Origin of the sequence: Roseobacter sp. EG26, assembly GCF_049830555.1 — a bacterium.
In the GTDB taxonomy this organism is placed as follows: Bacteria; Pseudomonadota; Alphaproteobacteria; order Rhodobacterales; family Rhodobacteraceae; genus Roseobacter.
In genome coordinates this window covers 616,366-639,808 of record NZ_JBNBLH010000001.1, presented here as the reverse complement: position 1 = coordinate 639,808, position 23,443 = coordinate 616,366, and the positions used below count along the sequence as shown (strand labels likewise).

Annotated in this window: 24 protein-coding genes; 14 read left to right on the top strand and 10 right to left on the bottom strand. The window is 58.6% G+C overall.

The annotated features are described in order from the left end of the window. Positions 1–27 precede the first annotated feature (27 nt). The gene (gene ndk / locus ACOTTU_RS03200; RefSeq protein WP_298912378.1) at positions 28–450 is read right to left on the bottom strand and encodes a nucleoside-diphosphate kinase; all 423 of its coding nucleotides are present in this window, start codon (positions 448–450) and stop codon (positions 28–30) included. Positions 451–670: 220 nt separating this feature from the next. Here ndk and ACOTTU_RS03195 point away from each other — a divergent pair, with 220 nt between their 5' ends. From ACOTTU_RS03195 to ACOTTU_RS03185, 3 genes are all read left to right on the top strand, one after another. Continuing rightward, positions 671–2,533: an ABC-F family ATP-binding cassette domain-containing protein gene (locus ACOTTU_RS03195; RefSeq protein ID WP_425656048.1), complete on the top strand. Its 1,863-nt coding sequence runs from the start codon at positions 671–673 to the stop codon at positions 2,531–2,533. An 88-nt stretch (positions 2,534–2,621) separates the two neighbouring features. Then, positions 2,622–3,209 (top strand): MarC family protein, encoded by a 588-nt coding sequence (locus ACOTTU_RS03190; protein ID WP_425656047.1) that lies wholly within the window; start codon positions 2,622–2,624, stop codon positions 3,207–3,209. Positions 3,210–3,259: 50 nt separating this feature from the next. Continuing rightward, on the top strand, positions 3,260–3,841 hold the full coding sequence (locus tag ACOTTU_RS03185; RefSeq protein WP_425656046.1) for a retropepsin-like aspartic protease family protein: 582 nt from the start codon (positions 3,260–3,262) through the stop codon (positions 3,839–3,841). Positions 3,842–3,862: 21 nt separating this feature from the next. Here ACOTTU_RS03185 and ACOTTU_RS03180 read toward each other — a convergent pair whose 3' ends face one another. Continuing rightward, positions 3,863–4,321, bottom strand: a complete 459-nt coding sequence (locus ACOTTU_RS03180) for a DNA polymerase III subunit chi (protein ID WP_425656045.1) — start codon at positions 4,319–4,321, stop codon at positions 3,863–3,865. 138 nt (positions 4,322–4,459) lie between these two features. Between ACOTTU_RS03180 and lptF the strand changes: the two genes are divergently transcribed. The 6 genes from lptF to rsmA are packed head-to-tail and all read left to right on the top strand — an operon-like array spanning position 4,460 to position 11,858. Then, positions 4,460–5,596, top strand: coding sequence for an LPS export ABC transporter permease LptF (gene lptF, locus ACOTTU_RS03175; protein ID WP_425656044.1), 1,137 nt, complete (start codon positions 4,460–4,462; stop codon positions 5,594–5,596). Then, entirely contained in the window at positions 5,593–6,690 is a 1,098-nt protein-coding gene (gene lptG / locus ACOTTU_RS03170) for an LPS export ABC transporter permease LptG (RefSeq protein ID WP_425656043.1), read from the top strand. The genes lptF and lptG overlap by 4 nt, the downstream gene beginning before the upstream one ends. Positions 6,691–6,693: 3 nt before the next feature. Continuing rightward, entirely contained in the window at positions 6,694–8,814 is a 2,121-nt protein-coding gene (locus ACOTTU_RS03165) for an LPS-assembly protein LptD (protein WP_298912396.1), read from the top strand. Further along, positions 8,811–10,040 carry a peptidylprolyl isomerase gene (locus ACOTTU_RS03160; protein WP_425656042.1) on the top strand — a complete coding sequence of 410 codons (1,230 nt, stop codon included), beginning with the start codon at positions 8,811–8,813 and terminating at the stop codon, positions 10,038–10,040. The genes ACOTTU_RS03165 and ACOTTU_RS03160 overlap by 4 nt, the downstream gene beginning before the upstream one ends. Then, positions 10,037–11,011 (top strand): 4-hydroxythreonine-4-phosphate dehydrogenase PdxA, encoded by a 975-nt coding sequence (gene pdxA / locus ACOTTU_RS03155; protein ID WP_425656041.1) that lies wholly within the window; start codon positions 10,037–10,039, stop codon positions 11,009–11,011. The genes ACOTTU_RS03160 and pdxA overlap by 4 nt, the downstream gene beginning before the upstream one ends. Positions 11,012–11,015: 4 nt before the next feature. Beyond that, a complete protein-coding gene (rsmA, locus tag ACOTTU_RS03150; protein WP_298912405.1) occupies positions 11,016–11,858 on the top strand; it encodes a 16S rRNA (adenine(1518)-N(6)/adenine(1519)-N(6))-dimethyltransferase RsmA in 843 nt (280 codons plus the stop codon). Positions 11,859–11,878: 20 nt separating this feature from the next. Here the strand turns inward: rsmA and ACOTTU_RS03145 are convergent, their stop codons facing one another. The 3 genes from ACOTTU_RS03145 to prfA all read right to left on the bottom strand — a co-directional run bounded on the left by ACOTTU_RS03145 (position 11,879) and on the right by prfA (position 14,562). Continuing rightward, positions 11,879–12,454: a DUF4167 domain-containing protein gene (locus tag ACOTTU_RS03145; protein WP_425656040.1), complete on the bottom strand. Its 576-nt coding sequence runs from the start codon at positions 12,452–12,454 to the stop codon at positions 11,879–11,881. A 222-nt stretch (positions 12,455–12,676) separates the two neighbouring features. Continuing rightward, complete coding sequence (gene prmC / locus ACOTTU_RS03140; RefSeq protein WP_425656455.1) at positions 12,677–13,492, bottom strand: peptide chain release factor N(5)-glutamine methyltransferase; 816 nt, start codon at positions 13,490–13,492, stop codon at positions 12,677–12,679. Positions 13,493–13,506: 14 nt separating this feature from the next. Then, positions 13,507–14,562, bottom strand: a complete 1,056-nt coding sequence (gene prfA, locus ACOTTU_RS03135; protein WP_425656039.1) for a peptide chain release factor 1 — start codon at positions 14,560–14,562, stop codon at positions 13,507–13,509. A gap of 62 nt (positions 14,563–14,624) precedes the next feature. Between prfA and ACOTTU_RS03130 the strand changes: the two genes are divergently transcribed. Then, positions 14,625–14,912, top strand: coding sequence for a hypothetical protein (locus tag ACOTTU_RS03130; RefSeq protein ID WP_425656038.1), 288 nt, complete (start codon positions 14,625–14,627; stop codon positions 14,910–14,912). Here ACOTTU_RS03130 and ACOTTU_RS03125 read toward each other — a convergent pair. The 4 genes from ACOTTU_RS03125 to ACOTTU_RS03110 are packed head-to-tail and all read right to left on the bottom strand — an operon-like array spanning position 14,856 to position 18,400. Beyond that, complete coding sequence (locus tag ACOTTU_RS03125) at positions 14,856–15,257, bottom strand: DUF1499 domain-containing protein (RefSeq protein ID WP_425656037.1); 402 nt, start codon at positions 15,255–15,257, stop codon at positions 14,856–14,858. The two genes, ACOTTU_RS03130 and ACOTTU_RS03125, sit on opposite strands and share 57 nt — an antisense overlap. Before the next feature lie 48 nt (positions 15,258–15,305). Then, positions 15,306–16,256, bottom strand: coding sequence for an agmatinase (gene speB, locus ACOTTU_RS03120; protein WP_425656036.1), 951 nt, complete (start codon positions 16,254–16,256; stop codon positions 15,306–15,308). Positions 16,257–16,258: 2 nt separating this feature from the next. After that, a complete protein-coding gene (speB, locus tag ACOTTU_RS03115; RefSeq protein WP_425656035.1) occupies positions 16,259–17,227 on the bottom strand; it encodes an agmatinase in 969 nt (322 codons plus the stop codon). Positions 17,228–17,230: 3 nt separating this feature from the next. Beyond that, positions 17,231–18,400 carry a M20 aminoacylase family protein gene (locus ACOTTU_RS03110; protein ID WP_425656034.1) on the bottom strand — a complete coding sequence of 390 codons (1,170 nt, stop codon included), beginning with the start codon at positions 18,398–18,400 and terminating at the stop codon, positions 17,231–17,233. A gap of 63 nt (positions 18,401–18,463) precedes the next feature. Between ACOTTU_RS03110 and mazG the strand changes: the two genes are divergently transcribed. The 4 genes from mazG to ACOTTU_RS03090 all read left to right on the top strand — a co-directional run bounded on the left by mazG (position 18,464) and on the right by ACOTTU_RS03090 (position 22,396). Then, a complete protein-coding gene (mazG, locus tag ACOTTU_RS03105; RefSeq protein WP_425656033.1) occupies positions 18,464–19,279 on the top strand; it encodes a nucleoside triphosphate pyrophosphohydrolase in 816 nt (271 codons plus the stop codon). Between the two features lie 240 nt (positions 19,280–19,519). Further along, positions 19,520–20,461: a nucleoside hydrolase gene (locus ACOTTU_RS03100; protein ID WP_425656032.1), complete on the top strand. Its 942-nt coding sequence runs from the start codon at positions 19,520–19,522 to the stop codon at positions 20,459–20,461. Continuing rightward, positions 20,458–20,907, top strand: a complete 450-nt coding sequence (locus ACOTTU_RS03095) for a GNAT family N-acetyltransferase (RefSeq protein ID WP_298912437.1) — start codon at positions 20,458–20,460, stop codon at positions 20,905–20,907. Before ACOTTU_RS03100 ends, ACOTTU_RS03095 begins: the two co-directional genes overlap by 4 nt. Positions 20,908–20,983: 76 nt before the next feature. Further along, positions 20,984–22,396 (top strand): protein adenylyltransferase SelO, encoded by a 1,413-nt coding sequence (locus tag ACOTTU_RS03090; protein ID WP_425656031.1) that lies wholly within the window; start codon positions 20,984–20,986, stop codon positions 22,394–22,396. A 3-nt stretch (positions 22,397–22,399) separates the two neighbouring features. On the opposite strand, the gene ACOTTU_RS03085 is transcribed toward ACOTTU_RS03090, so the two are convergent. Then, positions 22,400–23,287, bottom strand: coding sequence for a DMT family transporter (locus ACOTTU_RS03085; protein WP_425656030.1), 888 nt, complete (start codon positions 23,285–23,287; stop codon positions 22,400–22,402). Positions 23,288–23,443: the final 156 nt, after the last annotated feature.

The window sequence follows — 23,443 nt, the reverse complement described above, 5'->3', positions numbered from 1 at the left end:
TGGCGGTACTATCTGGTGGCCGCTGAATTAACCGACCAACTCCATACCCGAGAAGAAATAGGCGATTTCAATGGCCGCTGTTTCCGGTGCATCCGAGCCATGCACGGAGTTTTCGCCAACGCTTTCGGCGAATTCAGCGCGGATGGTTCCTGGTGCCGCGTCTGCGGGGTTTGTCGCGCCCATGACTTCGCGGTTCTTGGTAATGGCGCTTTCGCCTTCCAGAACTTGGACGACAACCGGGGCAGAGGCCATGAATTCGCACAATTCATCATAGAATGGGCGCTCGGCGTGCACTGCATAAAAGACGCCCGCTTGCGCCTTGGTCATGTGAATGCGCTTTTGCGCCACGATCCGCAGGCCCGCGTCTTCGAACTTCGCGTTGATTTTGCCGGTCAGATTGCGGCGGGTTGCATCGGGCTTGATGATCGAAAATGTGCGTTCAAGGGCCATGAGAGGTCTCCTGCAGGGGTTAATTTGCGGCGCATCTATCATGGGATTTTGCAGGGGGAAAGGCCTTTGTTGAGCGCGCTTCGGGGCCTTCCCATGCTGTTTTTTCGACCGTTTGACGCGTGAAGTCGAAAACGCGGGGCGCACCGCCAGCGCTGGTTCTTTGCCACATATCCCATAGCGCTCATTGACATGTCTTCATACGTGGTTCAGTGGAGCCGCCATGTTACGCATTTCAGACATCAGCTATTCGGTCGAAGGGCGCCCGCTTTTTGAAGGCGCGAGCGCTGTCATTCCGGACGGGCACAAGGTGGGCCTCGTCGGGCGCAACGGCGCGGGCAAGACGACTCTGTTCAAAATCATTCGCGGCGAATTGGGTCTCGACGGCGGTGCCATCTCATTGCCAAGCCGGGCAAAAATCGGCGGCGTGGCACAGGAGGTGCCGTCTTCGTCAACTTCGCTGATCGATACCGTGCTCGAAGCGGACACGGAACGCGCCGCGCTGATGCGCGAGGCTGAAACCGCCGATGATCCGGCGCGTATTTCAGACATTCAGACGCGGCTGGCCGATATCGACGCCTGGTCGGCGGAGGCGCGCGCAGCGACCATCCTAAAAGGACTGGGTTTTGATGACGCCGAGCAGCAGATGCCCTGTTCGGATTTCTCGGGCGGCTGGCGGATGCGGGTGGCACTGGCTGCCGTGCTCTTTGCGCAGCCTGATCTGCTGCTGCTTGACGAGCCCACAAACTACCTCGATCTGGAAGGGGCACTTTGGCTGGAAGCCTATCTCGCACGGTACCCGCATACGGTGATCATCATCAGCCACGACCGCGGGTTGCTGAACCGGGCGGTCGGCGCGATCCTGCATCTCGATGAGCGTCGCCTGACCTATTATCAGGGACCTTATGACCAATTCGCCCGGCAACGGGCCGAACAGCGCGCCGTGCAGGCAGCCATGGCCAAAAAACAGCAGGCGCGCCGCGATCACATGCAGGCCTTTGTGGATCGGTTCAAGGCCAAGGCATCGAAAGCCAAACAGGCCCAGTCCCGTCTGAAAATGATCGAAAAAATGGATATGATCGCCAGCCCGGAACAGGTAGCCAAACGGGTGTTCACCTTCCCGGAGCCGGAAGAATTGTCGCCGCCCATCATCTCCATTGAAGGTGGCTCCGTGGGGTATACCGACACGCCTGTGCTGAGCCGGCTGAACCTGCGCATTGATCAGGACGACCGCATCGCTCTTCTGGGCAAGAATGGTCAGGGCAAATCAACCCTGTCCAAGCTGCTGTCGAACCGGTTGACGCTGATGGCGGGTAAATCCGTGCGGTCCAACAAACTGCGGATCGGCTTTTTCGCCCAGCACCAGGTCGAAGAACTGCATATCAATGAAACGCCGTTGCAGCATATGATTTCGGCGCGCCCGGGCGTGCTGCATTCGAAACTGCGCGCACAACTGGCAGGCTTTGGCCTTGGACCGGATCAGGCGGAGACCGAAGTGGGCCGGCTGTCCGGCGGGCAGAAGGCGCGGTTGTCGCTTTTGCTGGCCACGCTGGATGCGCCGCATCTGCTGATCCTCGACGAGCCGACAAACCACCTCGATATCGAAAGCCGCGAAGCTCTGGTCGAGGCGCTCACCGCCTATTCCGGCGCCGTGATCCTGGTCAGCCACGACATGCATCTGCTCTCCATGGTTGCCGACCGCCTGTGGCTGGTGTCGAACGGCACAGTCAGACCCTATGAGGACGACCTCGAAGCCTACCGCAAAATGCTGCTGACGCCCGAAAAACCAACCGGCAAGTCGAGCAAGAAACCGGTCGCGGCCCCCAAGCCGCGACGCGCAAGCCGGGAGGATATGCTGGCCCTGAAATCGGAGGCCCGCAAATCCGAAGCGCGTGTTGAGAAACTGAACGAGATGCGCGACAAACTGGCCCAGAAACTCGCCGACCCAGTCCTCTACGAAGATGGCAAAGTGGGTGAGCTGGAAGTTTGGAACCGCAAATATGCTGAAGTCATGGACGCATTGGACCGCGCTGAGGCACTTTGGATGAACGCTCTGGAAAAGCTGGAACGCGCCAGCGCGCCCTAGTCACTGAATTGATTGCCCGCCGGGAACCCACCCAGAAAGATTGGACTGAACCATCGATACCGCCTTTTTCATAACAGCCTTCGTAACGATGTTTGTCGTGATTGATCCCATCGGTCTGGCCCCGCTCTTTGTGGCATTGACCCAAGGCATGACGGATGCGGCGCGCAGGCGCATTGCATGGCGGGCCACGGGTGTAGGCGTCTCCATCCTGCTTGCTTTTGCTGCATTTGGTGAAGCGATCCTATCATTCGTCGGCATCTCAATGGCGGCCTTCCGGGTGGCCGGGGGTATTTTGCTTTTTCTGACAGCGCTCGACATGCTCTTTGAGCGGCGCACCAAGCGGCGGGAGGATCAGAGCGAGGAGGAGCACAATGACCCTTCCGTTTTCCCGCTTGCCATCCCGCTGATTGCCGGTCCCGGTGCCATTGCCTCGATCATTCTGCTGATGGGCCAGCGCCCCGGACTGGAAGGCGCCGCCGTTGTATTGGGGGCCACCGGCATCGTGATGGTGATCGTCGTTGGGTTTTTCCTCGCCAGCGGTCCTATCGAGCGCGCGCTCGGCAAGACAGGTGTCACGGTTGTGACGCGGCTTCTGGGCATGTTGCTGGCCGCGCTTTCCGTGCAATTTGTCCTTGATGGGCTGAGCGCTTTCGGATTTGGCCCCGCCTCGGGCTGAAAAACACACCATCGTGCCTATATTCAAAGCGAAGCCCGAAGGAGTATCGCGTGGACAGCTTTGACACTGGCAGATTGATCTACCTGATCGTGCTTGGCCTGATGGTGGTCGGCTGGTTTTTCGCGCAATCACGTCAGTCGATGAACAAGACCCTGCAGCACGCGGCGGTCTGGGGATTCATTTTTCTCGGGGCCATCGCTGCCTTCGGTCTGTGGGAGGACATCAGTAACACGGTGCGGCCTCAGCAGACGGTTTTTGAAGAACAAGGCAAGATCATCGTCCCCCGCAGCCCCGATGGCCATTACTACATCGCAGCCCGAGTCAACGGCGCACCGATTCAATTTGTCCTCGACACCGGCGCGACTGAAATGGTGCTGACGCGCCGCGATGCGATGACCGCCGGTCTGACCCCTGACAGGTTGAATTTCTCTGGCCGCGCAATGACTGCCAACGGAGAGGTTCGTACAGCACCCGTCCGGCTCGCGACCGTGACGCTTGGCCCTGTTACCGACGAAAACCTGACAGCCGTGGTAAATGAAGCCGAGATGTCCCACAGCCTTCTGGGCATGACCTACCTTCAGCGCTGGGGACGCATCGAGATCAGCAATGGTGAACTGGTGTTAACGCGCTGAGCACGCGGGACGTCACCTGTGTCAGGTTTCGGCCTTTTTCTCCCAACGACCCGATTCCTCGGACCAATACTGCGCCGACGCCCCTGATGACTTGAGGTTTTTCCACTGCGATCGTGCCAGGTCCAATGCGACGGGATCATTGCCGTCAAAAAGCACACATACCCGATCCATGCTCTCCAAATCCTGATCGACGAGTGCCGCCCCATCGACCGTCATCAGGCAGGTCGCCCCATTGGGTGCCTCGGTTCCGGTCGTCAGCAAGACCGGCTGCATGGCTTCATGGGCCTCACCCGCCAATCCATGCGGCAGGAACCCGTCATCCGCGCCTTGCCACAGTTTTTCGTCAAGCCAGCCCATTCGCCCCAGATCGGTTCCGCGCACAACAACCCGCATTCCGGCACCTGTTGCCTTGCCCAGAAGCATGGCCAGGGTGTCTTCCATCGGTCGGCGGGTCAGATGGTAAAAAAGCGCGCTTCCCACGATCAGACCTCCCTACGTTGGCTCGCGATGGAAAAGACCTAACGCGCGCTTCCGCCAATGACCAGATAGCAGTTTTCGAGCGCCCTTTATTGGTCTATCGTCCTCCTACAGGCAACGACCATTCTGAAGGGGACAGAGGTGAGCAAAATCGACAGATACGTCCTGTCGCAACTGCTGATTCTATTTGGATTCTTTTCGTTGGTGCTCGTTGCCGTTTTCTGGATCAATCGCGCGGTTGTGCTCTTTGACCGTCTGATCAGCGACGGGCAGTCAGCGCTGGTCTTTCTGGAATTCACAGCGCTCGGATTGCCCAAACTGATCACCACAGTGCTGCCCATCGCCGCCTTTTGCGCTGCGGTTTATGTCACCAACCGCCTCAACAACGAGAGCGAATTGACGGTGATGCAGGCGACCGGATCGGGGCCGTTTCGACTGGCGCGACCTTTCTTTGTATTTGGCGTCATCGTGTTTCTGCTGGCGTCGATCCTGAATCACATTCTGTTACCACTGGCCCTGGAACAACTCAGCGACCGGGAAGCCGAAATATCGCAGAATGCCACGTCACGCCTGTTGACCGAAGGGGCCTTCCTGCACCCTTCCCCATCGGTTACCTTTTACGCCCGCGAGATCAGCGAGGATGGGGTTCTGCATGATGTCTTCCTCTCGGATAGGCGCAATGCCGACGAAGGCGTCATCTATACGGCCTCCGAAGCCTATCTCATTCGCAAACAGGATCTGACCACACTCATCATGGTGGATGGAACGGCGCAGCGGCTCGCCACCGATGACAACCGTCTGTCGACTGCGGAGTTCCGGGATTTCTCTTTTGATATCAGTTCTCTCATCCGCAATGATGCGTCAAATAACCTGACAGTCCGCAACATGATCACACCACAGCTTCTCTCGCCTTTCGATCGCCTGTCGCGGCTCACCAACCAAAGCCCCGGTGAAATTGCAGAAGAGTTTCATTCCCGTTTCGCCGAGCCCATGTTTTGCATCGTGGCTGCCATGATCGGTTTCACAACGCTGCTGATCGGGGGATATTCTCGGTTTGGCGTTTGGCGCGAAGTTGTCGTGGCCTTTGGATTGCTGCTGCTGATCAACGGCGCACGGTCAACCCTGCAAAACCCGGTGAGGAATGATCCGGAGCTTTGGCCGCTCCTGTATTTACCGGTGCTCTTCGGGACGCTGCTGGCGGTTGGTATGTTGTGGTATGTCGCGCGCCCCAAATGGCAACGTCGGGCCCCGGGCAAGTTGCAGGAGCGCCCTTCGTGATCCTGCATTTCTATTTCGCCCGCCGGTTCGCCATGAGCTTTCTGCTGCTGACGCTTGTTTTGTTTTCGCTTGTCGCACTTGTCGATCTTGTCGATCAGACACGGACATTTGGGGATTTGGATGTCAGCTTCGGCGCGATTGTCGGCCTGACGCTTCTGAACGCGCCCCAAACGGTAAATGAAATCCTGCCTCTGATCATCATTCTGGCGACAATTGCGCTTTTCGTCAGTCTGGCAAGGTCGTCTGAACTTGTTGCGACACGCGCGGCGGGGCGGTCAGCCCTGAAGGCGCTCGTCGCACCGGTTGTGGTGGCCATGACCATCGGTATTCTTGCGGTCACGATGCTCAATCCTATCGTTGCGGGAACTTCGAAGAAATACAGCGAATTGGCAGAGAGCTACCGGACTGGCGGCGCTTCCACACTTTCGATTTCCGGCGAAGGTTTATGGCTGCGTCAGGGAGGTGATGACGGGCAATCGGTGATCCGCGCCTGGCGATCAAATGCCGACGCCTCGGTGCTCTATGATGTCACGTTCCTGAGCTACGCGCCCGGTCAGGGGCCGATCCAGCGGGTCTCGGCAAACAGCGCATCGCTACAAGCCGGCGGCTGGCTCCTGCGCAAAGCCAAGCTTTGGCCACTAGGCCCCGGCGTGAACGCAGAGGCCAACGCAGAATACCATGATGAATATGTCATTCCGACAACATTGACCCTGGAACGCATTCGCGAGAGTTTCGGACGTCCCAGTTCGATTTCGATCTGGAAACTGCCCACCTTCATCGAACAACTTGACCAGGCGGGCTTTTCATCCCGTTTGCATCGCGTCTGGTTTCAGTCCGAACTGGCGCGCCCGCTGTTTTTGATGTCCATGGTTCTGGTTGCGAGCGCCTTTACCATGCGGCATACCCGATTTGGGGGGACCGGCGTTGCTGTGCTGGCCGCAGTGCTATTGGGGTTTGGTTTGTATTTCATTCGCAGCTTTGCGCAGATTCTCGGCGAAAACGGGCAGATACCGATATACCTCGCGGCCTGGATGCCACCCGTGGCGGCAATTCTGCTGGCACTTGGTTTGCTCTTGCACGCAGAGGACGGCTGAGACGTGAGACGCGCCCTCCTGATTTGCCTCCTTTTCCTGCACCCGGGAGTCGTCTGGGCGCAGGATCCTCCGGCTGATCCTGCCATTCTTATCGCCAATGAGATTTTCATAACTGCCGAACGCGTGCTGGTTGCGCGCGGAAATGTAGAAGCTTTTCAGGGCACCACGCGACTGACGGCTTCGGAAATTCGATATGATCGCAGCAAAGGTGCTCTGACGATCACTGGCCCGATCACCATGCAGGATGGCGAAAACATCACCGTGCTGGCGTCTGCCGCAGAACTGGACGCCAATCTCAGGACCGGACTGCTAACCGGGGCCCGGATGATCCTGAATGATCAGTTGCAACTGGCAGCGGTGCAGATTCAACGCACCAACGAGCGCTACAGTCAGCTTTACAAAACCGCCGTGACCTCTTGCCAAATATGCGACGACGGACGGCCACCGCTCTGGCAAATCAGGGCAAAGCGCATCATTCATGACAAGGAAGAAAGGCAGCTATACTTCGACGGTGCGCAATTTCTGATCCGCGATGTACCGGTGCTTTATATCCCGCAACTGCGCCTGCCTGATCCGTCCGTGGACCGCGCAACCGGGTTCCTCATACCATCATTGCGCACCAACTCACGATTGGGAACCGGCATCAAGATTCCCTACTTCATCCGCCTTGCAGATGATCGCGACATCACGGTCACGCCCTATATATCGACACGTACGCGCACGCTGGAACTGCGCTACCGACAGGCCTATGTGAACGGGCGTATCCAGTTCGACGGAGCCATCAGCCGCGACGATGTCCGATCCGGTGAGACCCGTGGTTACGTCTTTGGCAGCGGCGCCTTCAATCTGCAAAATGACTTCAGGCTGCAATTCGACATCGAAATCACCACGGACAATGCCTACCTCGTGGACTACGGGTATTCCGGAAAAGACAGGCTCGACAGCGCGATATCCGTTACCCGCGCGCGGCGCGATGAATTTATCGGGTTCGGGGTCACGGCCTTCAAATCGCTACGGGATGGCGACATCAATGCCAATCTGCCAACGATTGTAGGCGACGCGGTCTATCAGAAGCGGCTGTTTCCAAAAGCCCTGGGCGGAGAGTTGCGTTTGGGTGCGAACGCGCACAGCCACTATCGCTATTCTGATGTCGATATCATTGGACGAGATGTGTCCCGTCTCAGCGCTGAGGCAGATTGGTTGCGCAGCTGGACCTTGCCCGCAGGCATTCGCGCAGATGTCACCATTGGCGCGACCGCCGATGTTTTCAACATCACCCAGGACAGCACCGTGCGGCAAACGCAAACACAGCTCAGCCCCCACGGCGCAATTGCATTTCGCTTTCCGATGACCCGAAACGATCCCGGTGGCGTCACCCAGTTTCTGGAGCCAATCGTGCAGCTGGCATGGGTGGGCGGTGACCGGGTCAACGTGCCAAACGAAGAAAGCACGCGGGTTGAATTTGATGGCGGCAATCTCGTGTCGCTTTCGCGCTTTCCCGAGACAGATCGCCGCGAACGGGGGCGGTCGGCTGCAATCGGGGTCAATTGGGCACGCTTTGATCCGCAGGGCTATGAAACCTCACTGACCCTCGGTCAGGTCTTGCGCGAAGAAGCGGATGAGGATTTTACACTGACATCCGGATTGCAAGGCATCTCCTCGAACTTTCTGGTGGCCGGACAATTCAAGTCTCCGGAAGGCTGGGCCATCACCGCCCGGTCGCTGTTCGATGACAGCTTCAATTTTGCCAAAGCGGAAATCAGGGGCGACTATTCGGGCCAACGTACGCGACTGGGCGGCAGCTATGTCTGGCTGACCCAGGACCTCGAAGAAGACCGCTTGGAAAACCTTGCCGAGATCGCGCTCGATGGGTCCTACCGCGTTGACCGCCATTGGACCGCCAATGCTGACTGGCGGTACGATCTGACGCTTGATCGCGCCGCCAGCGCCGGGATCGGGTTCACATATAATAACGAATGTGTATCAGTCGCGTTTTCGGTTGACCGGCGCTATACAAATTCGTCAAGCCTTGCACCGTCGACAACTTTGGGCTTATCCATCGGGTTACGCGGCTTCTCGGCACAAAAAGGCACCGACAGCTACAAAAGAACATGCGGGAAATGAGAACAATGCGCGCATCGAGCAAATTTGGAACGGCCATTTGCCTTGTAATGGGTCTGGCGTTGGGCAAACCGGCGTTGGCGCAAGGTCTGTTTGATCCCGTGATTCTGGTCAACGATGACGTTGTGACCGAATACGAAGTAGAGCAGCGCGAGCTGTTCCTGCGTCTGCTCAACGCCCCCGGCGCCAACCGCGAAGCCGTCATCGAAAGTCTCGTTGATGAAAGGTTGCGGGCGCAGGCCGTTGAGGCTTCGGGTCTGGAGCTAACACCAGAAGGCATCGAGACCGGGCTTGAGGAATTCGCCGCCCGCGCCAATATGAACAAGGATGAGTTCATCTCCGCTCTGCAAGACAGTGGCGTCTCCGAAGAAAGTTTTCGTGACTTCGTGGAAGTGGGCATTGCCTGGCGTGATCTGATCGCGGCGCGCTTTGGGGGACGGGTACAGGTATCAGAAGACGAGATCGACAATGCCCTTGGCTCAGCCGGTGGCACCAGTGGGATTCGCGTTTTGGTGTCAGAAATCATCATCCCGGCCCCCCCGGAAAACCGCGATGAAGTCGAAGAAATCGCAAAACTGATTGCGGCTTCCGAATCCGAGGGACAGTTTTCCGAATTCGCCAGGGAATACTCGGCAACCGCGTCGCGCGATGCCGGGGGCCGCCTGCCCTGGCAGGAGCTCTCCAAACTACCCCCCGTCTTGCGGCCCTTGATCCTGGCGCTTGCACCGGGTGAGGTGACAGACCCGATTTCCATCCCCGAGGCCGTGGCGCTTTTTCAACTGAGAGCAATCGAGGAAACGGGCGCACCGACACGCGAATATGCCGCCATTGAATACGCGGCCTACTACATCCCCGGCGGTCGGACGGACGCAGCACTATCGAAGGCCGCGAAGCTTCGGGAAGACGTCGATGTCTGCGACGATCTCTACGGGGTCGCGCAGGGTCAGCCTGAAGAAGTTTTGGAGCGCGGCACCAAGACGCCGTCCGAGATTCCGCAGGACATCGCCATTGAACTCAGTAAACTGGACCCCAATGAGGTCTCCACGGCGCTGACACGGGCCAATGGAGAGACATTGGTTTTTCTGATGCTCTGTGGTCGGACATCGGCTGTGAATGAGGAAGTCGCCCGCGAAGATGTGGCCAATGCCCTGCGCTCAAGTCGCCTCAATGCCTATGCCGACAGCCTGCTGGACCAACTACGCGCCGATGCCCGTATCGTAGACCCATGACCGGTGCCGCAGCGCCCGTTGTCATCACCTGCGGAGAACCTGCGGGCATAGGTCCCGAAATCGCAGCAAAAGCATGGGCTGCGCTGAAGGGGCAGGTTCCCCTCGTCTGGATGGGCGACGCAAGACATCTGCCTGACCATTTCCCTCATCAGATCATCGATGATCCGTCGCAGGCCAAGCAGGTCGGTCACAGCGCCCTGCCCGTTCTGACCCAGGAGTTTGCGCAACCGGCAATCCCGGGCAAGCCTGATCCTGCGAATGCTCAAGGCGTGATTGACGTGATTGCCAAGGCCGTCAGATTGGTAGGGTCAGGCGATGCGGCGGCGATCTGCACTGCGCCCATTCACAAAAAAGCGCTGATTGATGGCGCGGCATTTCAGTACCCCGGTCACACCGAATATCTGGCCGCACTGGCGGGCGGCGCACGGGCTGTGATGATGCTGGCCTCCGACCAATTGCGTGTGGTGCCCGCGACAATTCACATTGCTCTGGAGGATGTTCCATCCACGCTGACCCCTGAACTCTTGCGCGAAACCATCGAGATCACGGCCAAAGCTCTGCGTAGCCAATTCAACATTGACCAACCTCGGATTGCGGTTGCCGGGCTGAACCCCCATGCCGGTGAAGGCGGTGCCATGGGACGTCAGGAACAGATCTGGATCATGGATCTGGTCGCTGACATGCAGGGTGAAGGGTTTGATTTGCAGGGCCCTTTGCCTGCCGACACAATGTTTCATGCCGCCGCACGGGCCCGCTATGACGCGGCAATTGCGATGTATCACGATCAGGCGCTGATCCCGATCAAGACATTGGATTTTGACCGCGGGGTAAATGTGACCCTGGGGTTGCCTTTTGTGCGGACCTCACCGGATCACGGGACAGCTTTCGATATTGCCGGTCGGGGTGTCGCCAATGCGACCAGCATGATCGAGGCCATCAAGCTTGCGGCCAAACTGGCGGGAATGCCCTAGGGGGATGGCGAAGATCGACACCCTTCCCCCGCTGCGCGAGGTGATCCGCACGCACGATCTGCACGCGCGCAAATCAATGGGTCAGAATTTCCTTCTGGACCTGAACCTCACGGCGAAAATCGCGCGGCAGGCCGGTGATCTGACCGGTTGCGATATTCTCGAGATCGGGCCCGGCCCCGGGGGGCTGACACGCGGGCTTTTATCTGAAGGCGCGCGTCACGTCCTGGCCATAGAGAAGGACGCGCGCTGCCTGCCCGCTCTTGCCGAGATTGCGCAGGCTTACGGAGACCGCCTGACCGTCATCGAAGGCGACGCGCTTGAGATTGATCCCCTCGCCCATCTGACGCCGCCCATCAGGGTTGCGGCCAATCTTCCTTACAATGTGGGCACTGAATTGCTGGTACGCTGGCTGACCCCCAGCGCTTGGCCGCCGTTCTGGCAGAGCCTGACATTGATGTTTCAACGCGAAGTGGCCGAACGCATTGTGGCCCGCCCCGGCAGCAAAGCCTATGGGCGCCTTGCCATACTGGCGCAATGGCGCGCGGACGCCCGCATCGTTTTGCAACTGCCCCCCGAAGCCTTCACGCCCCCGCCAAAGGTGTCGAGCAGCGTCGTCCATTTGAATGCGCTGGATGCGCCCCGTTACCCGGCCGACGCAAAGGTACTCAGCCGGGTGGTTGCCGCAGCCTTCAATCAACGTCGAAAAATGTTGCGCGCGGCTCTCAAGGGGACTGCGCCGGATATCGAAGACCGGCTTATCGCTGCCGGCTTGAAACCCACCGATCGCGCCGAACAAATACCGCTGGAAGGGTTTTGCGCCCTTGCCCGAGAAATTGCCAAGACCTGAAAACTAGGTCCAGGCTCATTTTATTCGGCGGCTTTTGGGGTGTCATCCCCACCGGTCGGCGCATCACCATCCGGGGCAGCATGAGAAGGTGCTGCGTCACTCTGTGCCTCGGGTTTTGGGCGTGGTTTTCGACGCGGCGACCGTTTCGGCTTTGGCTGGCTCTCGGGTGTTTCAACAAGATTGCTGTCACCTTCCTGCGGGGCCACATCACCCTCCGGCTGCGCATGCTGCTCTGCGGCTTGGCTCGCCTCGCGTTCTTGACGCTCCGCACGTTCACGATCCCGCTCGGCTTGCCGCTCGCGGTTCTGACGTTCCTGTTCTTCGCGACGCGCGTCAATCTCGCGCTGCGCTTCACTCAACAAACGGGTGTAGTGCTCCGCGTGCTGCTGAAAGTTCTCTGCCGCCACCCGGTCGTTGCTCAGCTGAGCATCACGCGCAAGCTGGTTGTATTTTTCGATGATCTGCTGCGGTGTGCCACGCACCTTGCCTTCCGGGCCGGAACTGTCGAACACACGGTTAACAACATTGCCGCCTTGATTGCCTTGGGACCGGTTGCGGTTGCCCTTGGAACGGGAACGGGATCTCGATGATTTCATGAAGTTCGCTCAGCCTTCGTGCTGTGGATCGTAAGACCGGATGCGCTTTGCGCCGCTAGACTTCCGGGGTGTCGATATGTTGGGCATAACGCCGCGCGGGATCACCTGTTGGGGTATCCACCGCTGCAACATGGTTGAATAAGCACGCCATGCGTTTCGCTGCAAGAGGTAATACAAAATTTTCCACAGTTTTACTGATTTTTCCTGCGATTTCAGGCGCAATCAGCCTGGTTTTGAGGCAGATACAACCCTGTCGTGTCCTCCAAGATCAGGGAGAATCGAAACCTCCCCCCAGCCTTGCGCAGTGAATATATCCCGGACACTTGGCCCTTGCTTCCAGCCAATTTCAACCATCACGCGACCCTGCGCGTTCAGATACCCCTGCGCCTCCGCAGCGATCACCCGATAGGCCGACAGCCCGTCGTGTTCATCCGTCAACGCCAGTCGTGGCTCGTGATCGCGCAATTCAGGCTGCACCTCCTGCATCTCGGAAGCGGCGAGATAGGGCGGATTGGACACGATCAGATCATAGCGCCCGTCCACCGCGCCAAACCAGTCCGATTGCAGGATCACCGCGCGCCCGGCCACATCGTGTCGCGCCGCATTGGCGCTTGCGTGCAGGCAAGCCGCCTCCGATATATCTATACCAACCCCTGATGCATCCGTGCATTCAGCCAACAATGTCACCAGAATACAGCCCGAGCCCACGCCCAGATCCAGCACCGTGTCAAAAGGTTCTGACAAGGCGGCCTCGACCAGCGTTTCGGTTTCAGGGCGCGGGTCCAGCACATCGCGGCTGATGTCAAAGGCCCGTCCGTAAAATTCCCGCGCGCCGATCAGTTGCGAGACAGGGACGCGCACCGCCCGAAGCGACACCAGATTGTCATAGCGCTCGGCAATTTCCGGCGCGATGTCTTCGGGGGCAATCAGGGTGACCCGCGCCGCATCGACCGACGCCGCATGGGCCAACAGCACCCGCGCATCGCGTGCAGGATCAGGCACACCCGCCGCGCGCAACCGCGCCATCGCGGCCACCATGGCCTCTGCCGCCGTCACTGCCCCATCTCCGCCATCATGCGGGCCTGTGCATCGGCGGTCAGCGCATCGACGATCTCGTCCAGATCACCCTGCATGACGGCATCCAGACGGTAGAGCGTCATGTTGATGCGATGGTCGGTCATCCGCCCTTGCGGAAAATTATAGGTGCGAATGCGTTCAGAGCGATCCCCCGACCCCACTTGCGCCGCGCGATCTGCCGATCGTTCGCTGTCCACCCGGTTGCGTTCGGCGTCATAGAGCCGCGCCTTGAGGACCTGCATCGCGATCTCGCGGTTTCGGTGTTGCGATTTCTCCGAGCTCGTCACGACGATGCCCGTGGGAATATGCGTGATCCGAACGGCCGAGTCCGTGGTGTTCACATGCTGACCGCCGGCCCCGGAAGAGCGCATCGTATCAATGCGCAGATCATTTGCGTCAATCTGTATGTCCACATCTTCGGCTTCGGGCAGCACCGCCACAGTGGCTGCCGATGTATGGATGCGCCCGCCGCTCTCGGTGCTCGGTACCCGCTGCACACGGTGCACGCCGCTCTCAAACTTCAGCCGAGCAAAGACATCCTGGCCCTTCACGTGGGCGACAACTTCCTTGATGCCCCCCAGCTCGGTCTCCTGCAATTCGATGATGTCGAACTGCCATTTCTGCGCTTCGGCATAGCGCTGATACATGCGCAGCAGGTCACCGGCAAAAAGGGCCGCTTCATCGCCCCCCGTACCTGGTCTGATTTCCAGCATAGCCGGTTTGGCATCGGCCTTGTCTTTTGGCAGCAGCGCCAGTTGCAATGCCGCCTCCGCCTCCGGCAAAGCCGACTTGATCCGCGGGATTTCCTCCTGCGCCAGTTCCGCCATATCCGGGTCAGCGAGCATTTCCTGAGCATCTTCCAGATCGCTTTGCAATTGCTGATATGCGGTGATCTGTTCCACGACCGGGCGCAGATCGGAATATTCTTTTGCCAAAGACGCAATGTCAGCAGCGGCATCGCCAGTGGCCATGGCCGCTTCGAGATATTCAAAACGGGATGTAATCTGTTCTAGTCTGTCGCGTGGGATCATGCGGATGATGTCCAATATTGAAAGCCATTGGTCAAGGGCTGCGACCATGCTATTCTGAGCTTATGAGACGTCTGACTTTCCTTCTGATCTGCCTTGCGGTGCCGGGCACCGCTGATGTGACAAGCCCAAGTGGCAAAACCGTTGAATGCTACTGCACTGACAAATCCGGCGACCGGGTCGAACTGGGTCAGACCATTTGCCTGCAAGTGGATGGACGAATGTTCATGGCTCAGTGCCAGATGTCACTGAATGTGCCGATGTGGCGCGAAGTGCAGCAGGGGTGTTTGTCCTCCTCATTGGATAGCAGCGATCAGCCCCTCCAGTCGTTTGCGATTGACGCCCATATCTGACGCGCCGAACTTCAGCCGGGCAAACATCCTGATCTGGCCATCACGCAATTCGATTGTTGTCAGATCCGGAAATCCGAAAAACGCCGAGCGTGTGACATATGTAATCCGGTTCTCCGCAACGGACCCGGCCAGCACGTCGGTGCGTGGCAGAGCGCCAAGCGCCTTGTCCAGACGGCCAAACAAGGCGGCATCCCCATCGAGCACACGGATCGCCCCGCCGGTCAGGTCTTGATCCGATGCCGCCTCAATGGGCCTATGCCAGCGCGCCACGTCCAGCGGCGCCACGCGAACATAGAGGATCAGCGCAGCACCCACCAAGATCAGCACAAGGAGACCTGTGATCATTCTGCGCCTCATTCATCGGCTCCTCAGGGGTCGAAGGCACCTGCCGCCTCAACGATAGGCCACACCGGGCAGAACACAGAGCAGTTCAAACATCAGGTTGGCACCCACAAGGGCCGTGTTGCCGGTTGTGTCATAGGGGGGCGAGACCTCTACCAGATCGCAGCCCACGATATTCAAACCCTTGAGTGCCCGGATGAGTTCCATGGCCTGTGATGTCGTCAACCCGCCGATCTCAGGGGTGCCCGTTCCAGGGGCAAAAGCCGGGTCGAGGCTGTCAATATCATAGGTCACGTAGACCGGCACGTCAGCGCCGATGTCACGCCGCACTTCTCCACCCAGCGACGCCAGACTTCTGTGCCAAAGCTCCTGCGCGGGAAACTGTTGGAAACCCCATTTCTGCGCTTCGGTGAAATCCTCGGCGGTGTAACCGGTCCCGCGCAGCCCGATCTGATAGGTTTTTTCGGGGATGATCAGCCCTTCCTCATAGGCACGCCTGAAAACCGTGCCATGGGTTTCGCGTTCCCCGAACATCTCGTCATTGACATCCGCATGGGCGTCCACATGGATCAGCGCCACGGGACCGAAACGCCTGTGCATGGCCCGCAGGATCGGCAGGGTGATCGAATGATCCCCGCCGATTGCCATGGGCATCGCGTCATAGTTCAGGATCGCGTTATAGCTCTGTTCGACGATTTTGAGGCTGTCAGCGAGCGAGAATGTATTGATCGCGAGATCACCGATATCGGCGCATTGCAAACTGTCAAAGGGTGCGGCCCCCGTGCCCATATGATAGGGCCGGATCATCGCACTTTGCGCACGCACCTCCTTGGGGCCGAACCGCGTGCCGGAGCGCCATGAGGTGCCAATATCCATCGGTATGCCCAGAAAGGCGACATCCAGCCCTTTGAGATCATTGACATACGGCAAACGCATGAAGCTGCCCGGCCCCGAAAAGCGCGCAAGTTCGTTGCCGCTGATCGGCTGGTTCTTTTTTTTCATTCTCACGCCTCTTCGCGCATCCGGTGCCCCAGCAGGGACAGCAATTCGGTGGCAACATGCGCCCCGGCAATCGCCGTCGCGCCCGTAGTATCAAACGGGGGCGAGACTTCAACAATATCCCCACCACGGATGTTGATCCCCGCCAGATCGCGCAACATCATGGCAGCCTGTGCAGAGGTAAGCCCGCCCCAGACGGGCGTGCCGGTGCCGGGTGCATAGGCCGGGTCCAGCGCATCAATGTCAAAGGTCAGATAGCAGGGGCGATCCTGCAAAATGGATTTGATCTTTGCCACAGCGGCCCCGGGGCCTGTTTCATGGACCTCGCGCGCGTCAATGATGTTGACACCCAATGTGTCCGCGTTGGTCGTACGAATGCCCACCTGTACCGATGAGGCCGGATCGACGATGCCGGATTTCACCGCCTTATAGAACATCGTCCCGTGATCCACGCGCGAAAAATCGTCGTCGACCCAGGTGTCGGTATGTGCGTCGAACTGCAACAGGCTGATGGGTCCGAATTTTTCGGCGTAGGCTTTCAGGATCGGGAAGCTGATATAGTGATCGCCGCCCAGCACAACGCTGGCTGCGCCTGCGTTCAGGATGCCGCGAATGTGGTCGGTGAGCCTGCCCGGAAAGGAAGGAATATCCGCGTAGTCAAAGGCCAGATCGCCATAGTCGATGATCGTGCGTTCGCTGAGCACATCAAAAGGCCAGCCGTAGGGCGCATCCGGGGCCTGCAGGCTCGACGCTTCGCGAATGGCGCGCGGGCCAAGGCGGGTTCCGGGACGGTTTGTCACGGCCTGATCGAAAGGCACCCCCGTCACGGCGATGTCCACACCGCTCAGGTCCTTGGTGTATCTGCGCCGCAAAAACGACAGCGCCCCCCCGAATGTCAGCTCAAAACTCGGGCCTTTCATATCCTCGCGGGTGAAAGCGTGGTCGATCTGCGTCTTTGCGTCTTCCAAAGCCATCTTTTAGGCCCCTGCCACCGGTTGGGCACGTTCGACGATGCGCGCAAAAAACGAGGCACCAATCGGCGCGATCTCATCATTGAAATTATATTTCGGGTGGTGAACGCCTGCCGTGTCCCCCTGCCCCAGCATCAGATAGGCGCCGGGCCGTGCCTCCAGCATATAGGAGAAATCTTCCGCCCCCATCACCGGCGTGACCCTGTCCTCCACACCGGCAGCCCCCGCCACATCTGCGGCAACCTCAGCAGCGAAAGCGGCTTTCTCGGCGTCATTGACCGTCGGCGGATAGCCGAATTCAAACGTCAGCTCTGCTTTGAGCCCAAAGGACGCCGCCTGCCCGGCAACGATCTCTTCCATACGTTTGACCACCATGGCCTGCACTTCTTTGTCAAAGGTGCGCACAGTGCCGTTGATATAGGCGGTTTCGGGGATCACATTGTCGGTCGTTCCGGTGTGTATCTGCGTGGTGGAGACAACCAGCGTGTCCTTGGTGTTGTGATTGCGGCTGACAATGGTCTGCAAGGCCTGCACAATCGAACAGGCCGCTACCACCGGATCAATCGCATCGAAGGGGCGTGCGGCATGCCCGCCCTTGCCCGTGACATGGATGTGAAACGTATCGGCCGCCGCCATGATCGGCCCGGGCGTTGTATGGAACTTACCGAAATCCTTGCCCGGCGCGTTGTGGATCGCATAGACCTGACTGATCTCAAATTTCTCCATGATCCCTTCGCGCACCATGACCTCGCCACCGCCGCCGAATTCCTCTGCGGGCTGGAAGATCAACGCCACCCGACCGGCAAAATTGCGCGTCTCGGTCAGGTATTTTGCCGCCCCCAGCAGCATCGCCGTATGCCCGTCGTGACCACAGGCATGCATCTTTCCGGGATGTTTGGAGGCGTATTCAACACCGGTTTCTTCTGTCATCGGCAAAGCGTCCATATCCGCGCGCAATCCGATGGTTGGTCCTGCGCCACGCCCTTCAATGATCGCAACGATCCCGGTTTTGGCGATCCCCTCATGCACGGCATCAACCCCGAATTCCCGCAACCTTTCGGCCACAAACGCGGCGGTCTGATGGCACTCCAGCCCAAGCTCGGGAATGGTGTGCAAATGCTGACGCCATTCGGTCATTTCGGTGCTCATATCGGCGATCCGGTTTACGACAGGCATGGGGTGGACTCCTTGGTCGTTTCTTTGTCAGGTGCATGTGACACGACAGATAGGCGCGCTGCAATGGCTGAAGACCTGATCCACGACCCAAACGCCGGAATTGACCGCCTTCTTGAAATCATGCGCCGCCTGCGCGATCCGCAAACAGGATGCCCCTGGGACATTGAACAGGATTTCGACAGCATCGCCCCCTATACCATTGAAGAGGCTTACGAAGTTGCCGATGCCATCGCGCGGCGCGACTGGTCAGAGCTTGAGGGCGAGTTAGGGGATTTGCTGTTGCAAACGGTCTATCACACGGCCATGGGTGAAGAAGCAGGTCATTTCACCTTTCAATCCGTGGTGCGGGCCATTTCAGACAAGATGGTTGCCCGGCACCCGCATGTCTTTGGCGATGCTTCCCGCGATAAATCCGCCGACCAGCAAACCGCGGATTGGGAAGCGATCAAAGCGGCAGAACGGGCGGGCAAGGCGCAACAGGGCACGTTGGATGGTGTCGCCATCGGCTTGCCGGCCCTGCTGCGCGCGTTGAAATTGCAAAAACGGGCGGCGCGCGTCGGATTTGACTGGCCCTCGACCCATGAGGTGCTGGACAAGATCAAGGAAGAAGCGGACGAGCTGGTGGAAGCGCGCGATCAGCTGACCCAAGCCGAGATCGAAGAAGAGTTTGGCGATCTGCTCTTCGTCATGGCCAATCTGGGGCGTCACCTTGGGCTCGATCCGGAAGCGGCCCTGCGCGCTGCTAACGCAAAATTCACCCGCCGGTTTGAAAAGATCGAAGCAAAGCTGGCCGAAAACGGCAAATCACCCACCCAGAGTGATCTGGCAGAAATGGACGCACTTTGGGACGTCGTGAAATCGGAAGAAAAATCTGCTTAAACGCGCTGACGTCCCGGCGAAATGCCGCCAAGCCTTCGAAGCGTCATTTCATGTTCCCGCCGGGATCTTTTGGGTGGGCCTGAGCATTGATTTCTTATGGAATGTTCCTGAATATCAGAAGGCAAATTGCCCGCGCCTCGGGCGTGAACCGGCCCGCGACCGCACCGGAACATCCTCAAAGCCTGCGCCGCTCCACAAAGTGCGCTGGACAATCTTTGGAGCGGGCGGCAAACAGGCCAAATGGTACAACGAAAAATCATCATCGACACGGACCCCGGACAAGACGACGCAGTTGCAATCCTGCTTGCGCTGGCCAGTCCGGAAGAAATCGACGTGCTCGGGATCACATGTGTCGCTGGCAATGTTCCTCTCAAACTTACGTCAAAAAATGCACGCATTATCTGCGAGTTAGCGGGAAAGACCGCAGTGCCGGTCTATGCCGGATGCGACCGGCCTCTTGGGCGTGAACTGGTAACTGCCGAACATGTACACGGCAAAACCGGGTTGAACGGGCCTGTCCTGCCAGACCCGCAGATGCCGCTTCAGGAAACACACGCCGTCGATTTCATCATCGAAACCTTGCGCGCAGAACCGCCCGGCACGGTGACACTTTGCCCGCTTGGTCCGCTCACCAATATCGCGACCGCGTTCAACAAAGCTCCCGACATTGCAGAGCGTGTTCAGGAAATCGTCCTGATGGGGGGTGCTTATTTCGAAGTTGGCAACATCACACCCACGGCAGAGTTCAACATTTACGTCGACCCGCAAGCTGCTGAAATTACGTTTAAATCCGGAACTGATATTGTCGTGATGCCGCTCGATGTTACGCATAAGGCTCTGGTAACGCCCGACCGCAACGAGGCATTCAGAAATCTAAAGACACCTGTGGGTACGGCTGTGGCACAGATGACTGATTTCTTTGAACGGTTTGACAAGGAAAAATACGGCTCTGATGGGGCACCTTTGCATGACCCTTGCGTGACAGCTTATCTGCTACGGCCAGACCTCTTTTCCGGGCGTCATATCAATGTGGAGATCGAAACCAGCTCGGAGCTCACGATGGGCATGACGGTCGCAGATTGGTGGGGGGTCACGGATCGCCCGCCCAATGCGCTTTTTATCAAAGACCTTGACGCGGATGGGTTTTTCTCGCTCCTGACAGAACGGCTGGCCCGGCTATGAGCGCTGCACTCACACTGGCAACGCCGGAACATCTCGACCGTCTTGATGCACTCGTGGCCGCTTTTCATGAGGAAAACGGCATCGCGTTGGGGGCAGAAGCGCGTCGCGCCGGTATCTCGCCGTTGCTGGATGGCTCACCGCATGGCGTGGCCTATCTGATTGGTCCTGCGCGCGCGCCCATCGGCTACGTGGTGATCACATTTGGCTGGTCGCTTGAATTCGGCGGGCTGGATGGTTTTATCGATGAGCTCTACATCCGCCCCGGTGTGCGCGGACGCGGCATCGCATCGGAAACCTTGCAGACCTTGCCCCGCGCTCTTGCGGCCGCCGGGCTGAAGGCGTTGCATCTGGAAGTGGATCGCGATGCGGAAAAAACACAGCGTCTTTATGGTCGGGCCGGTTTTTCCGCGCGCCCAAAATCGATGCTGATGAGCCGCGCGTTCTAGCCTTTGCGGATCACGCCGCTTCGAATTGAAAATCCGATCACTGGCGTGCACCCGTTGAAATCCCTATATCGGGTGAATGACCTTCTCTGCGCCCTTTGACAACAGTTACGCCCGGCTGCCTGAGGCTTTCTACACACGGTTGAACCCGACGGAGGTGCCCGCACCCAAACTGGTCGCCTACAATGAGGAGCTGGGGCGGTTACTTGGCATCACCGATGCAACCGAAGAGGACCGCGTCGCCGTTTTTTCCGGCGCGACCGTGCCGCCTGGTGCCACACCGCTGGCGCAATTATACGCGGGCCATCAGTTTGGCAGCTTTAACCCGCAGCTTGGAGACGGGCGAGCAATATTGCTGGGAGAAGTGGTTGGCACCGACGGCCTCCGCCGCGATGTCCAATTGAAAGGATCCGGCCCGACGCCCTATTCCCGCATGGGGGATGGTCGTGCCTGGCTGGGGCCGGTCCTGCGCGAATACGTGGTGTCCGAAGCAATGCATGCTCTGGGCATTCCGACAACCCGCGCACTTGCCGCCACCCTGACCGGCGAGGACGTAATCCGCGAGACGGTTCTGCCGGGCGCGATCTTTACGCGCGTTGCCGCCAGCCACCTGCGTGTGGGCACCTTTCAGGTCTTTGCCCATCGCGGCCAGAAATCCGAACTCAGGCAACTGACTGAGTATGCGATCCATCGGCACTACCCCGATGCGACAGGTCCCATGGGGTTGTTGCGCGCCGTTTGCGCAGCACAGGCTGATCTGATTGCGGCATGGATGTCCGTTGGTTTCATCCACGGGGTCATGAATACCGATAACTGCACGATTTCTGGCGAAACCATCGACTATGGTCCTTGCGCGTTTCTGGATGAATATCATGCCGATACCGTGTTCAGCTCGATTGATCAGATGGGGCGCTACGCCTATTCAAATCAGCCGCGTATCGTCGTCTGGAACATGGCGCAATTTGCCACATCGCTCCTGCAACAATATGACGATCCATCAACCATGATCGATGAAGCGACAGAAATCGTGCACGCCATGCCCGGCCAGATCGAAGAGGCGTGGCGCAAGCGGTTTGGTGCCAAGATCGGGCTTAAAGAACCTGAGCCTGAGGACATGGGCCTGCTGGAGGATCTGCTTGCGCTCATGCAAAAGGACGGCGCGGATTTCACCAACACGTTCGATGCGCTTGCGCGTGGCAATGCCCGCGACCAGTTTGTTGACCGCGATGCCTTTGATGCGTGGCAACTGCGGTGGCGGGCGCGCCTCAAGGGTGTCATCGACACTGAAAAGACCATGCGGGCCGCCTCCCCCCGGATCATCCCGCGCAACCACCGGATTGAGGAAATGATCGCAGCGGCTGTGGCCGGTGACTACGCGCCTTTTCACCGTTTGTTGCAGGCCGTGTCTGACCCCTATGGCACAACCGACACCGACCTGATGCGCGCACCGAGCAAGGCACAGAGGGTTGCCGCAACCTTTTGCGGAACGTGATTTTCAGCCGTTTCCGGGTTTTCGGTTGATCAGGTAGATACCCGCGGCGACCAGACACAGGGCAATCCAGACCTTTGGACCCACATCTTCACCGAGGATCAACCAGCCCAGAATCACCGCAAATACCGGCGACAGGAAGCTGAACGAGGCGACCGAAGAGGCCGGATAAATCGACAGCAGCCAAAACCAAGCCAGAAACCCTAGGCTCGCCACAGCGATGATCTGAAATAGCAGGCCCGCGACATGGACGGGTTGCAGATCGCGCAGAAAATCACCCGCAAACAAAGATGCAAGCAGCAACAAGGGTGCAGAGATTGCGACCTGAAACATCAATTGCTGCGCGGGCGGCACGTCCTTGAGTGGCGTGGCTTTGACGCAAAGGGCGATCCCCGCCCAGCAAATTGCGGCGGTAAGTGCCAGAACATCTCCTTTTGTACTGGCTGTCACATCGCTGCGGTCAAGCAAGGCCAAGGCAACGCCGCCCATGGCCATCACAAGCCCGATGCTGCGCAAACCACTCATGCGATCTGACGGCAGCAGGAAATGCCCGATGAGCGCCAGCCAGACAGGCATGGAATAGAAAATAACCGATGCCCGGCTAACGGTCGTGAAATCCAGCGCTGTGAAAAGGCACATGAATTCAAGCGCAAAGAGCGTACCACTGACAATGCCTGCGGGAATGGCCGCGCGCGGTACGGAAAAACTGACCCCGCGCATCTTCATCCAGATGAGCAAGATAACGACCGCGCCGGCAGAACGAAGACCAGCGGCGAAGATCGGCCCAAATCCACCATTGGTCCATTTGATGACCACTTGATTGAACGCCAGATGCAAGGCGAAGGCGATCAATGCGGTCGCTCCAAAAGCGTCGATGTGTGATTTTCGTTCCATATCTCAGATGGCGTCGGCCCTTGGGAATTGTCAATTGCGCGGCCTTCTGGCAGCAGGCCCTTCGCAGCAAAAAGGTGCCGTTGAAAAATAATTCCCCTTACGCGCCCCCAAAATGATGCCAGACTGCCCCCTATCAATTGATCAGGTGGGGATTTT